This window comes from Xenorhabdus anantnagensis (assembly GCF_028598555.1).
GTDB classification, from domain to species: Bacteria; Pseudomonadota; Gammaproteobacteria; order Enterobacterales; family Enterobacteriaceae; genus Xenorhabdus; species Xenorhabdus anantnagensis.
In genome coordinates, this window is sequence record NZ_JAQRFN010000004.1 from 220221 (window position 1) to 234572 (window position 14352).

The 14352-nt window shown below is 38.7% G+C and carries 10 protein-coding genes; 4 read left to right on the plus strand and 6 right to left on the minus strand.

Annotation, left to right across the window (positions count from 1 at the left end):
* Positions 1–269 precede the first annotated feature (269 nt).
* A complete protein-coding gene (locus tag PSI14_RS05285) occupies positions 270–1511 on the plus strand; it encodes an MFS transporter (RefSeq protein ID WP_273574812.1) in 1242 nt (413 codons plus the stop codon).
* 17 nt (positions 1512–1528) lie between these two features.
* On the opposite strand, the gene PSI14_RS05290 is transcribed toward PSI14_RS05285, so the two are convergent.
* Positions 1529–2428, minus strand: a complete 900-nt coding sequence (locus tag PSI14_RS05290) for a LysR family transcriptional regulator (RefSeq protein ID WP_273574813.1) — start codon at positions 2426–2428, stop codon at positions 1529–1531.
* Between the two features lie 140 nt (positions 2429–2568).
* On the opposite strand from PSI14_RS05290, the gene PSI14_RS05295 reads away from it, so the two are divergent.
* Positions 2569–3183: a LysE family translocator gene (locus PSI14_RS05295; protein WP_273574815.1), complete on the plus strand. Its 615-nt coding sequence runs from the start codon at positions 2569–2571 to the stop codon at positions 3181–3183.
* Positions 3184–3493: 310 nt separating this feature from the next.
* Here the strand turns inward: PSI14_RS05295 and PSI14_RS05300 are convergent, their stop codons facing one another.
* Positions 3494–5437: a pyridoxal phosphate-dependent decarboxylase family protein gene (locus tag PSI14_RS05300; protein WP_273574818.1), complete on the minus strand. Its 1944-nt coding sequence runs from the start codon at positions 5435–5437 to the stop codon at positions 3494–3496.
* A gap of 931 nt (positions 5438–6368) precedes the next feature.
* Between PSI14_RS05300 and fnr the strand changes: the two genes are divergently transcribed.
* Positions 6369–7124, plus strand: a complete 756-nt coding sequence (fnr, locus tag PSI14_RS05305; protein ID WP_273574820.1) for a fumarate/nitrate reduction transcriptional regulator Fnr — start codon at positions 6369–6371, stop codon at positions 7122–7124.
* Positions 7125–7252: 128 nt separating this feature from the next.
* A complete protein-coding gene (uspE, locus tag PSI14_RS05310) occupies positions 7253–8197 on the plus strand; it encodes a universal stress protein UspE (RefSeq protein ID WP_273574822.1) in 945 nt (314 codons plus the stop codon).
* Positions 8198–8298: 101 nt separating this feature from the next.
* On the opposite strand, the gene PSI14_RS05315 is transcribed toward uspE, so the two are convergent.
* The 4 genes from PSI14_RS05315 to pntA form a co-directional block, all read right to left on the minus strand.
* Entirely contained in the window at positions 8299–9216 is a 918-nt protein-coding gene (locus tag PSI14_RS05315) for a tyrosine-type recombinase/integrase (protein WP_370688819.1), read from the minus strand.
* Between the two features lie 709 nt (positions 9217–9925).
* A complete protein-coding gene (locus PSI14_RS05320) occupies positions 9926–10756 on the minus strand; it encodes an intradiol ring-cleavage dioxygenase (RefSeq protein ID WP_273574823.1) in 831 nt (276 codons plus the stop codon).
* 412 nt (positions 10757–11168) lie between these two features.
* A complete protein-coding gene (pntB, locus tag PSI14_RS05325) occupies positions 11169–12557 on the minus strand; it encodes a Re/Si-specific NAD(P)(+) transhydrogenase subunit beta (RefSeq protein ID WP_273574825.1) in 1389 nt (462 codons plus the stop codon).
* Positions 12558–12567: 10 nt separating this feature from the next.
* Positions 12568–14103: a Re/Si-specific NAD(P)(+) transhydrogenase subunit alpha gene (gene pntA, locus PSI14_RS05330; RefSeq protein WP_273574826.1), complete on the minus strand. Its 1536-nt coding sequence runs from the start codon at positions 14101–14103 to the stop codon at positions 12568–12570.
* Positions 14104–14352: the final 249 nt, after the last annotated feature.

Consider the following 14352-nt stretch of genomic DNA (forward strand, 5'->3'; position numbering starts at 1 on the left):
GCGCATTTTTGGAAGTCCGACCCTGTTCCTAAATAATAATCTGCTGTCCACTCGTTATCGAAATCGTAAAACTGAGCTAATGTGCTATCCTGATAGAGTCGATCAATTGTCATGTCAGATAAACCTTAGTATCATTTTAAACTTCTCATTTTCGCTATCCCTATTCTTTTTCTTTATACCATCATCTCATCATCTCATCATTTTTCATTAGTTATCTCTTAACTCTGTTTCTATCAATCCTAATCCTGTTTTAATTTAAGGGGGCTGAGGTGCTGCCACGTACTATTTCTATCAATCCTATTTTGCCTATTTTTTCACTCTCTGTATTTTTTATCGGTGCAATGGAATTCATGTTATCACCTATGCTTAAGCCTTTGGCTGATGCATTTAAAACAACAACGGACAAGGCAACTTGGCTGGTATCTGGCTACGCCCTCGCCTATGCACTTGCAGCACCAATTTTTGGTTGGTTATCAGATCGGATCAATCGGCGTAAATTATTGCAGACATCCTTGCTGTTTCTTTTCCTTGATGGATTGGCATTGGCGATAGCTCCCAACTTGGAGATTGCAATCGGATTGCGCATTTTTGGTGGTATTGCTTCTGCTGCTTTGATTCCAACCATTTTTGCGTTGGTTGCAGAAATTTTTCCATCTCATAAACAAGCGTCAGCAATGGGAGTCGTTATGTTTGGTATGACCGCTGGCATTGCTGGTGGTCCTGTATTTGCTGGCGTTTCAACGGAGTTGTTTTATTGGCAGGTGCCATTTTTGGTCAGCGCAGCAGGATGTCTTTTGCTTTATGTTTTAAGCAAAAATGTTTTAAGCAAAAATGTTTTAAATAAAAAATATATTCCAAACCAGAACCAGATGAATAACCGAAATGTTAATACCCTAAAAACCGTTCGCCAAACGGCAATATTGCAATGGGTGTACCAAGGAAATTTAATTCGCCCTCTTATTGCAAAAGGATTTTGGAATGGCACGGCAGTCTCTGCTTTTATATTGTCTGGAGAGGTTTTGCGACACCATTATGGGCTAGGAACGGGTGCCGTCGGTGTCTCTGTTGCTACATTTGGTATCGGACTTGGTTTGGGGAATTTCTCCGTAAGTGTTGTGAAGCGCTTTAATTTCAGGGATGAGTGCACACTTTTATTATCGTTAATATTACTTTTCATCACCAGCTCTGCATTTATGTTATTGCCCTTGTCTTTGCTCTTTAGTCTGGGTTGTTTGATGCTATGGGGATATGCACTTGGTTTCGCAGCTCCGATAAGTACCTCGATTCTGGCAAATCGGGCAAAACAGGATAAAGGCCAAATACTGGCTATCTCAGAAAGTCTGAATAACTTAGCTATTCTGTTTTTGCTTCCGATAGCCACTATTTTGCTGACACAGTATGGTACTGTAGCCACGATGATAATATTGGGAAGCTCTTTTATCGTGGCAATTGGACTTTCATTGAAAGATTTTTTAGTGACGTTGTCACTTGGTCGGCGTCACCATCGGTAATTAAAATAAAGTGATGATCATGATGAGTGACAAAAATCAGTCAGTCGAGTATGGGTTTCATGGAATGCTTTTTTCAACCATTCAAGAAAGAGAGTTTGAGGTGTATTGGCTTCGAAATTTTCAGGTGATATCAAATAATATGCGGAACCATCTGGAATGAAGCCATAAGGTGCACTTATTCTCTTATCACTCAATTCTTGTTCAATCATATATATGGAGCTTATCCCAACTCCATGTCCAGCCATCACTGCTTCCAATAAAATATAAAAATGTTCAAACCAGTGTTCATGATGTTTGGGGATGATTTGCTTAACACCTGACATCCAATCATTCCACGCTTCAGGGCGAGTATGCGTATGCAATAGTGTAAGTGGTTGATGCGTAATAACATGATTTTCTGCGTCAGGTAAGCAAATTGGGCCTATCCACTCCCTTCCCAACCGTTCAGCAACATAGTATTTATCCCAGAGGAAGTCATTGCGACGAATGGCTAAGTTGACTGAACTGCGTGAAAAATTGATATGACCACCACCGGAGACTAAATGAATTTCGATATCAGGATGATCCGCTTTAAATGCCATTAACTTGGGAATGAGCCATTTCATCATAATTGTAGGTTCACATGAAATAACTAATGGTGTTAATTGTGAAGTTTGTTGAAGTCCATCAATTGCCAATGTTAGTAACCCAAATGCTTGTTGGCAGGCTTGTTTAAGTTTTTCACCTGCGGGCGTCAAAAAAATCCCCCTATTCCTCCGTTCAAACAATGTAACTCCCAAAGCAGTTTCTAATTGTCGGATCTGACGACTCACAGCCCCTTGTGTTACAAATAATTCTTCCGATGCTTTGACTAAACTTTGGTAACGGGCAGCGGATTCAAATACCCGAAGTGCATTTAATGAAGGAAGATTTTTCATTACAGTCCTTTATCAGGGGGGTTACGTGTAATTGTTGATTTTTTCTCAATCATTCTAGCGTAAATTAATCGTTATTCTTTAGTCAAAAAAATCAAGAGAATAAGTTATTAAAATATGATACATGATGATTAGAGGACATAATGACAGAGTTAATTACTGTAGCCGTTATTACCATTCTTGCTGTTATCAGCCCCGGAGCTGATTTTGCGATGATCACTCGAAACAGTTATCTTTATGGCCGACAAGCAGGTGTTGTTGCAGCTTTTGGTATCGCATCGGGTATATTGGTTCATGTTGCTTATACCATTCTTGGTATTGGCATTTTGATTACTCACTCTCCCAACATATTGCTTGCTATAAAAATTGCTGGAGCGGCTTATCTGATCTATATTGGCTACAAAACGATCATGTCAAAAACGGTAGCCTATGTTGATATCAACTCAAGTGAAAATTCTTCAATAGCTTCTTTTAGAACGGGTTTTCTAACTAATGTATTAAATCCCAAATCAACACTTTTTATTGTCAGTACATTTACTCAAATTGTTTCACCATCAACTAATATTGGATTACAAATTGGTTATGGGATCTTCATGTCCCTTATGCACCTTATCTGGTTTATGGGAGTCGCTGTTTTCTTCTCTCATCATAAACTCAGAGCCACAATGTTAGAAAAACAAACCATACTCAATCGGATTATTGGCATAATTTTAATGGGATTGGGTGCTTCTTTAGGGATAATCCCTATTGCAGGTTGATAAAAACGATAAGCTTAATCATCAATTTTTACAGCAATCAACCATGAGGGTTCATTACTATGCCAATTAACTTTAATGCCCAAGAAAAAATATTTTTGGATTTTACCAATTAAGCTGATTAAAAATCATTGGTTAAATAAAAAGCTTTTTAAAACTGAATTTTGCTGTTTTTAACAAATTTTAAGGTAAGGACGGAATAATAAAGGTAACTCATAATAAAAAGAGCCTATTCAAATAGGCTCTTTTTAATTAATTTACTATTATTTCAAGCTACAAACACTAACTTGATTAATATTGTAATTTATGGTTATTAACCAACAAATGGTACTTCTAATCCCAATTTTACTCGTGCTTTTTTCTCTTCTTCATCAACAACCTGATTCAATTTTTTGACAAAGATAGCTTGAAGTTGCTCCCAGAACTCTTCAAAGTGCTCTTCATCGCGTAAGCAGTAAGTCATTACCGCAGCGCGTAATACATAAATATTGCGGACTTCTTCCCATTCATTACGATTAAAACCACATTTCTCTGCATAAAGCCATGGCGTATCACCATATTCTTTATAATCCAATATGGTTGATGATGTGAGAAAATCGTTGGCATAAGCACGCCCTGTGGAATATGAGCAAAGTTCGTATAGACGCTTGTTAAGAGCATTATGATTGCTCAGACTGTTACTACCGATTTCTTTGAATGTAAAGTTGATCATATGAAAATCAGGGGATGGAAAAATATGTGCTTCAAATCGATGTTTACCGATTTCTATTGGCGATAAATTTGCCAGTTTATTCAATAACCTTTGTGCTGTGACGATGCCGGCGGCAATGACTTTCCCGTATCCATTAATATTCAAAGGTAATAAACGATGGGCAGCCCAAAGTGCCGCTGCTGTTGCTCCCGCTTTTGAACCTTCCATAATGGATGAACCAAGAATTCCCCGATTGATGGTATCCGTTTTATCATTATTGTCTTCGAATACATACGCTGCATGGGAAGAGATCAGGTCGAGGATACGCTTATCTTTCATGCAGATGGCACCCGCCGCATATTGAATGAAACCAACTTTATGCGGGTCCACGGTAATCGAGTCAACTTCTTTCAATGCCTTGAAGCTCTGGTAAACTTCCGGTTTCGGCCAGCTGATATTTTCCGGCATGATCCCTACCGACTGGTGGTAACTAGCCAGCTCATCATATTCTATAAATTCTCCCTGCTCATTCAGAAGCATGGAACATGCATATCCCGCATAGGCAGCATCAACGTGGATGTAAAATGATTCACCATAACGCTTTTCACATTCTTTCCTCAATGCAACAACTTCATCAATCCGATCAATTGCGCCAACTTCAGTCGTTCCTACTACAGCAACCATTGCCAAAATAGGTTCACCTTGTTCAATTAATTCAAAGGTGATTTTTCGCATTTGTGCAACGTCAGTTTGATAATCTTCATTGACAGGTAGTGGAATAATGTTTTCCTGACCAATCCCGAAAATATCTGCGGCTTTCATCCAAGAATAATGTTTGGATTGTGGAACCAATAACTTGCCCAGAATTTCCGCTTTAACTCCCGTACCACGGCATGTCATATCGCGAATTTCGTCAAAGAGTCCACGTTTTTTCAGTTCGGTAATCAAATCCAAAATTTCAGCGGTTGGCATATTTTTCAATTGCCGGGATGTCTTATGGCTGATCAGATCTTTTGCTTTAGGATGTTGAGATATTGCAAAAGGCAATGTTTTTAAATTCCTGGCTACCCACACTCCTTCATAATTAGCCACTGTGCCGCCAGAAGTAATATGTCCCCAGGATTGTTGAGGGTTATAGCCAAACATGCGGCAGAGATCTAATCCTGATTCAAGCTCTAGTTCTGTTGTTGTCGGGGATGCTTCATAACTACAGTTATTCGGGTTGTACATCATGGCCATAACGTAGGCAAGATTAGAAACCATTAAGGTATCACTGCTGATATGACCGAGGTAACGGGGAGAAAAGAAAGGAATAGATGTATTTTTCAATTTTGCAGATAGCTGGTTTAAAATCCCTTCTGTGCGATAAAGTGTTTCTCTATAGTTATGTTCGTAGCGATCAACGGATGTAACCAAAGTAGTATCTTCAGGGTGAAAGCCTGAACGCCAATGCATATGTTCGCTAACCGCATAATCCATCATTTCTCTAAAAAAAACAGCGTTCTCTGATTTTGGACCCAAAAATAACGCATCTACATTTAAATTCGGATGAAATGGTTTAGTCATAATCACACAGCCTTTTAATTGATTCTTTGTTTTTTGTCGTAAATTAAAAATTTATTAATAATTTGTTTTTATTTTCTGTTTTAATGGCGAATGTCTTGCGACGGTGATAAAACACCCACAATAACTAACTGAAAATACTTTGTTTGATTTTCGATCGCTGCGTAAAAAACATTCTGCAACATATGTCTAATCAATCTATTTTTATATATATAAAACATAGTTCTTGGAATATTAATAATAAGTTAATAGTTAACTTTAAATTTGTGCGCTACCACAAAGAAATGAGAATAAATCTTATAGTATTTATATGAAAATATTCCTTTATAAAACTATAAAATAGGAGAACTATAAGGGTGATAATTTCCATGCATAACAGAAACTGTGACAACGTCACAGTTTCTGTTATGTGGAACTAAAAGCGAAAAGAGTAGGATAATCAATCGAGATAGTATGAATTATTTATCATACGATTCACATAATAAAAAATGTATATTGGTTGATCACTTTAGCGATGAACATGGGAGTTGCAACAATAAGAATAAAATTTATTCCATTTAATCAACGCATTATATTTTCTTCTCCTGAGAAAGTAAGTTGAGATTGCCATTGCAATAATATATAAGCACCATGAAAGCATTCTTAATCTGTTGGTGATTTTAGCGTAAATCATTGCCATACAATAAAGATCGATGACAATATCACTTGTGCCTATTGAATCCATACATTATTAATTAAATTTAATTTTGTTTAATATATTATATTGAATAACTAAGATGTTATGTAAATTCGAAATAAATCCCCAAAAAATTTCACTTTTTCGCTAGTGATGATAAATACCGTGATTAATGGATGTACCTAGCCCTTATCAGAACAACCTAAATATGTTAAATTTACGCATATCAATCTCAATCACTTCTAATGAGCATCTCCTATGATCCCGGAAAAACGTATTATTCGTCGGATTCAATCTGGTGGTTGTGCAATCCATTGTCAGGATTGTAGCATTAGCCAGCTTTGCATTCCTTTCACCTTAAATGAACATGAACTTGACCAGCTTGATAATATTATTGAGCGTAAGAAACCCATTCAGAAAGGACAAACGTTATTTAAGGCTGGTGATGCACTGAAATCACTCTATGCCATCCGCTCTGGGACTATCAAAAGCTATACTATTACTGAAGAAGGTGATGAACAAATTACAGGTTTTCACCTTGCTGGTGATTTAGTGGGATTTGATGCCATCATAAATACTGAACATCCAAGTTTTGCCCAAGCTTTGGAAACGTCAATGGTATGTGAAATCCCATTTGAAACATTGGATGACCTTTCTGGGAAAATGCCTAATCTTCGCCAACAGATGATGCGTTTGATGAGTGGTGAAATTAAAAGCGACCAAGAAATGATACTGTTGCTCTCCAAAAAAAATGCTGAAGAAAGACTGGCTGCTTTTATTTACAATCTGTCACGCCGCTTTGCACAGCGTGGTTTTTCGCCTCGTGAATTCCGCCTTACTATGACACGCGGTGACATTGGTAATTATTTAGGCTTGACTGTTGAAACAATTAGTCGCTTACTTGGCCGTTTCCAAAAAAGTGGTATTTTAGCTGTCAAAGGCAAATATATCGCGGTCGAAAATATGGATAAATTGACTGAGTTGGCCGGAAAATCTCCTGCTAATGTGTGCTAGTATTAGCTAAATTTTAAGCCAGATCACTATATTTTGCTGATCTGGCATACTTTTAGCCTGTTATAGTTGTCTATATTGGTTTATCTTTCTATATGAAAGAGGCATCCAGACTCTGCGAGGAACTCAATATGGCAAACTACCAAAACCTCTTGGTTGCAATTGATCCCAATCAGGATGATCAACCCGCATTAAGACGTGCAGTTTATATCGTGCAACGTAATGGGGGGAGAATTAAAGCGTTTTTACCTATTTACGACCTTTCATATGAAATGACCACTTTACTTTCTCCAGAAGAAAGAAGTGCAATGCGAAAAGGTGTAATAGGCCAACGAGTCGCTTGGATAAAACAGCAAGCCCATTACTATCTCGAATCAGGCATTGATATTGAGATCAAAGTGGTTTGGAATAATCGTTCTTATGAAGCCATCATTCAAGAAATTATCGCTGGAAATCATGACTTATTATTGAAAATGGCACATCAACATTCTCGGTTAGAATCCATGATTTTTACTCCTCTTGACTGGCACCTGTTACGTAAATGCCCTTGCCCAGTTTGGATGGTAAAAGATCAAGTATGGCCAGAAAATGGTTCTGCTGCTGTTGCTGTGAATTTATCCAACGAAGAACCTTACCATAATGAACTGAATCTGAAATTAGTACGTGAAACGCAAGACCTTGCCAACCGGATTGTAAAAGATCCTTTGATTCATCTTGTCAGCGCTTATCCGGTCGCGCCTTTAAACATAGCAACTGAGCTGCCTGATTTTGACCCTAATGTGTATAATCAGGCGTTGCGCGGTCAGCATTTGATCGCCATGAAAGAATTACGGCAGAAATTTTATATTGATGAAAAGCAAACCCACGTTCATGAAGGTGTACCAGAAAAAATAATTCCTGAAATATGTGATGAATTAAATGCAGGTGTAGTTGTTTTAGGCATTCTTGGACGAACTGGGCTGTCAGCCGCATTTCTTGGTAATACAGCAGAACATGTTATCGATCGACTTAAATGTGATTTGTTGGCTATAAAACCTGATGGATTTGTTTGCCCGATCAAGGTAGAAGAAGAGTGACGGGTTTGAACAGTGATTAATAAGTGATAGATAGATATTAACTAAAAAAGCTCCTATATCAGGAGCTTTTTTGAATATATGAATAAAGACTATCTGCTTTATCAAAAATTGAGATTTCTGGCTGCGTTCTTTAAACGTTCATCTCCACGGCGATCATATTTCTGGGTTGTGGTGATGCTTGAATGCCCCATCGCATCTTTGACGGTTACGATATCTTCACCATTGTCCAACATAGCTGATGCAAATGTTCTTCGCAGATCGTGTGGCGCAAATTTTTCCAGCCCACTTTCTATTCTGCGTGACTCAAGGATGTGATAAATTGCTTGGTCTGACAAACGGTTATCGGTCACATCATCATGGCGACGAATTCGGGTAAAAAGTGGGCCTGAATGATCCCCGCGTACTTCATCTATCCAACGATTTAAACGTTCCCATGTTCCTTCCGGCATATAAGACAACCGTTCTTTATTGCCTTTTCCCATAACTCTTAACGCTTGCTCGCGGCGAATAATGTGTTTCATATCGAGTGAAACAATTTCTGAACGACGAAGTCCACACCCAACAAGCACACCAATGATAGCTGCATCACGTAATCCTTTTGTGCTGATATCATTTTCACAGGTAAAAAATAAAGTTTTTATTTCATAACGTTCAAGTGCCCTACCTTTTGGCAACCGATTCCCCCTGACAGATCGCACTTGTTTTATATGCTGAAAACAGTCGGTATCGAGTTGTTTCATTGTCCATGCTTCCAATGCAACGCCTTTCAACGCAGAAAGATAAGTATTAATTGTTGCAGGTGCTTTACCTGAATCTGAAAGCATTTCCATAATTGCTTGAACATGATGACGACGAAGTGCGTGCCAAGTGCAATCTTGTACATTTTGGTATCCCAGCATTTTTGCCACGATATCCAGAAATGATTTCATAGTTTGGCGACTACGTTTTGATCCCAGACTGACAAGATATGCAATTGCAGGATTATCGTATATTCGTTTTCCCGGTGCAGATAACGACATCAACATACCCTGTTCTTGTTGAGAGTCGGTCAGCACAATCAGTGATTTTTTATCACCGTTATTTTCGTGGTTAAGCGGAACAGACATTTCCATTTCCCCATTCCTGATAGTTTGTTTTTTGCTCAAATTGAGCGCGTATTAATGATTGAGATACGTAAAAATTACGGCTAATCACTCACGCTATCTTATTCAATAAACCTTACTTTTTCAAATGATTCTTTTAATAAGTAGAGTGACTTGAATATCTTAATAAAATATAACTATTTGTTTATAAAGGATAAAATTTTCATAGAGGTGTGAGCGAACAATAAAGTTTGCCGGCAACGTGTAACAGCAATTCTTCCGATTTGCCTTCGAGAACATAACCTATGATACGCTGTTCATCTTGCCATCTGATAAAAAAATTCTTTGGCCAGACTAACTATCACTGGAAAAGTGGCCTTTCTTGAGATTCACTCAGATCGCAGAAACAGGCTATCCTCGATCTGTTTGATTATCAGGATTGGTCTACGGTTAAATTAATGCCGAGAATTTTATTACGTATGATGGACGCTCCCGTAAAATGAATATGGCTATTTCATTTTGGTACAATTGATGCTATATGGGACGTCCATCTCATCAGATCAGGTCTGAACTAATATATATGAGACTCTGTTTTTCAACCTCAAAAGCGGTTCCAAATATCGAACTTTTACTATGTTATATTCCCCTAGACAGTGTATTTGGCCAAGTCTTTAGGGGTTATTTTTTTGGACACATTGTCTTTATTAATAGATAAAACTATCTTTCCATGTAATCCATCCAATGGACTATCACCTATTTTTTTTACTGTCAGAATTGCAGCTCTATTTTTGACGCCAGAAAAGATGGAATCATCTTCATTTTTAAGCCTATCAATATCCCTTGGAGAATACATATCATTAATCATTATTTCTTTAGATATATCCTCAGGGAAATATAGTTGACCCACAAAATAGAATTTATCGTCCTGTCTTTTTTGTACACTCGCATTCCTTGCTGATAAATGGATATGTATAGCTCTTCCAGCATAAAATCCAGGGAAAATTGTAGTGAATCTGACTATGCCTTCTTTGTCTGTCCTTTGTGCCCCACGAAGAAATGTGCTTTCATCAGTTCTTGAAATCGTCCCTATATTATCAGATGGAGCCTCGAGGTCTGGGTTTATGTATTTCCAACCTGAATACTTTCCCATTGCATTACAGTGCCATATATCAATAAGGATATCATCTAAAGGTTTACAGGTTACAGAATCAATGACTTTTATTGTCAATAAAAGAGGTATTCCTGATTCATCTTCTGTTATATTCCTTCTCAGCAGTTTGTTATTTATAAAATATGGACCTGACATTTCCTCTGGGGTCATCTCGCAAACGCCTATATCAATAATATCAATACCATCCCCTTTCTTTTCTTGACTTTGCGAAGAGGCGAAAACTCCTGCTGGAATCAGAGGTAATAATGAAAATACTGCACCAGTAACACTCGCTTGTTTCAGAAAAAGTCTTCTTTCATTTTTCATAAAGTGGCTCCTTATATGTCATTTAATAATATGATTTGTTGTCTAGTAAATGGGTAAGCCATAGTTTAATCTGTGGATTCAAATAAGTGTAGCGGCTCATGTTTGAAATTGCTTCGCCCCCGTTTAGCCAGTAAGCCAGCTGTTTTTCTTGTTTATCGCTCTCTGAATCACATCATTAGCACCAACCATTAATGACATTATTTGATTCTCCATTTATTTTAAGGCTGACGTATTGCTCTTTGCTCTATTTTATTGATTGTGTTTTGTAGCCCATGCATGTAATTTGAAATATGAATAATAAATAACACATACATTTTATGGCAATAAAATAAAAAAAAGAGCTTCATGTTATAACATGAAGCTTTTGGTTATTTAGGCTATTTGAAATCTATTAATCCATTGGGTATAACAGTTATAAAGCTCGAAGAATTGCTTCTACACTCTCTTTAGCATCACCAAACAGCATTTGTGTATTTTCTTTGAAGAATAATGGGTTTTGTACCCCAGCATACCCTGTATTCATAGAACGCTTAAACACGATGACGTTTTGGGCTTTCCAAACTTCCAATATCGGCATTCCAGCTATAGGGCTTGAAGGATCTTCCTGAGCGGCCGGGTTTACGGTGTCATTTGCCCCGATGACTAAAACCGTATCAGTTTCAGAAAAATCATCATTAATTTCATCCATTTCCAAGACAATATCGTAAGGAACTCTAGCCTCTGCAAGCAGCACATTCATATGCCCCGGCAAACGTCCCGCAACAGGATGAATACCAAAACGAACATTGATACCCTTATCACGCAATTTTGCTGTAATGTCATGAACGGGATACTGTGCTTGTGCAACTGCCATGCCATAGCCTGGAGTAATGATTACTGATGTGGAGTTTTTCAGCAGTTCAGCAACGTCTTCCGCCGTTGTTCCACGATATTCTCCCATATCGTGTTCATCACTGGATGAAGCACTATCTGTACCGAAACCGCCAGCTATGACGTTGATAAAGGAACGGTTCATCGCTTTGCACATAATATAAGAAAGAATTGCTCCCGAAGAACCCACTAACGCACCAGTGACTATCAGCAAGTCATTACTTAGCATGAAACCTGCCGCCGCCGCTGCCCAGCCTGAATATGAGTTCAGCATGGAAATAACGACAGGCATGTCCGCCCCACCAATGGAAGCAACTAAATGCCAGCCAAAAGCGAGTGCGATGGCTGTCATCACCAGTAAGGTGAAAACTTGTAAGCCAACACTTTCTGTTTTTATAAAAGTGAACATTAATATCAGAGATACAATCAATGCTGCCAGATTAAGTTTATGTCGGTGTGGCAACATCAATGGCTTGGAAGATATTTTTCCACGTAATTTACCGAATGCCACAACCGAGCCAGTAAATGTTACGGCACCAATAAATACCCCAAGGAAAACTTCTGTCAGATGAATATTTTCCATAATGGGCGTAGCAAAAATATCATGGGTAATAAAGCTATTGAAACCAACCAAAACTGCCGCCAAACCGACAAAGCTGTGCAGGATAGCAACTAATTCTGGCATTTCGGTCATTTCGACTTTTTTGGCGAGGCGAATACCAACGACTGCACCGATGATCATTGCTAAAATAATCCAACCCACTTTACCTGTATCAGGCCCTAAAATAGTGGCAATCAACGCAATCGCCATACCAACGATGCCAAGAATGTTACCGCGTTTGGAGCTTTCGTGGCGGGAAAGCCCGGCAAGACTGAAAATGAACAAAATGGCGGCAACAATATATGCTGCTGTAACTATTCCGTTTGACATAAGTTACCCCTTATCCTTTACGAAACATTTTCAGCATACGTTGGGTGACAGTAAAGCCACCAAAAATATTGATGCTGGCAATTAACACCGCAATGAATGAGAAGAAACTCACCCATCCCCCTTCACCAATTTGCAGTACGGCCCCAACCACAATAATTCCGGAAATAGCGTTGGTGACAGACATCAATGGTGTGTGTAACGAATGACTGACATTCCAGACAACGTAATAACCCACCACACAGGACAAGGCAAAAACGGTAAAATGAGATAAAAATTCTTTCGGTGCAATATGTGCCAACCAGCCATACAGGATTATCGCTAGCGCAAATATTCCATACTTAAGCCACGAAGATTTGGGCTTTTCTGTCGGTTTTTCCTCTTTTTTTTCTGATATCGGTTTGGCAGTTGCTGGCTGAGCTGAAACTTGGATTGGTGGCGCGGGCCATGTGATTTCACCTGCTTTAATGACAGTGACGCCACGAACTACAACATCATCAAAATCAACAACGATTTCTCCGTTTTTCTCTTTGCACAGTAATTTCAATAAATTGACAAGGTTTGTTCCATAGAGTTGTGATGATTGGGTGGGTAGTCGGCTGGGCAAGTCGGTATAACCGATAACTTTCACACCATTTGGTGTCACGACGAGTTTATCAGCCTCCGTATATTCACAGTTGCCTCCATTTTGGGCAGCCAGATCAACAATCACGCTGCCTGGTTTCATAGAATCAACCATTTCTTTTGTAATAAGCAGCGGTGCAGGTTTCCCCGGAATCAAGGCGGTTGTAACGATAATATCGACTTCTTTTGCTTGAGCAGCAAACAATTCCATTTCTGCTTTGATAAAGGCTTCTGACATCACTTTCGCGTAACCATCGCCATTGCCTGCCTCTTCTTTGAAATTCAATTCCAAAAATTCGGCTCCCATGCTTTGTACTTGTTCCTTAACTTCCGGGCGTGTATCAAAAGCACGGACAACTGCACCAAGGCTGCCTGCTGCCCCAATGGCAGCCAATCCAGCAACACCTGCTCCAATAATCATCACCTTGGCTGGTGGTACTTTGCCTGCTGCTGTAATCTGCCCCGTGAAAAAACGACCAAACTCATGGGCAGCTTCAACAATGGCACGATAACCAGCAATATTCGCCATTGAGCTAAGAGCATCTAAAGATTGTGCGCGAGAAATTCGTGGAACTGCATCCATGGACAGAGCAGTAATCTTGCGCTCGGCAAGTTTTTCCATTAACTCCGAATTTTGCGCTGGCCAGATAAAACTAATCAGCGTAGCACCTTCTTTCATCAAAGCAATTTCATCATCTTCAGGGGCATTTACTTTTAAAATGATATCTGATTGCCAAATCTGGTGGCTTTCTACTATATCAGCCCCTGCTTTTTGATAAGCCATATTATCAAAACTGGCAAGTTGCCCTGCTCCCGTCTCAACTGTGACGTTAAATCCCAATTTACGCAATTGCTCCACGGTTGATGGTGTGGCAGCAACGCGTGCTTCGTTGGAAAGTCGCTCTTTTGGTACACCAATATGCATAATGTTTCCTTCTTTAAGAATGAAATATTGCTGATTATTACCTTGTTGAAGCCTATTTAACGATTAGATTGATTTTATTTCTGCTATCAGCAAAACCTATCAATAGAATATAAAATAGTAACGTAATGAAAATAATGTCAACGAATTATCATAATAAAGTCAGAAAAATCAAAATAGCCTGTCAATGTAAACAATTATTCAGCTCGTATAACTTACTATATTTATTAAAATTCTCAGTGTCATATACCA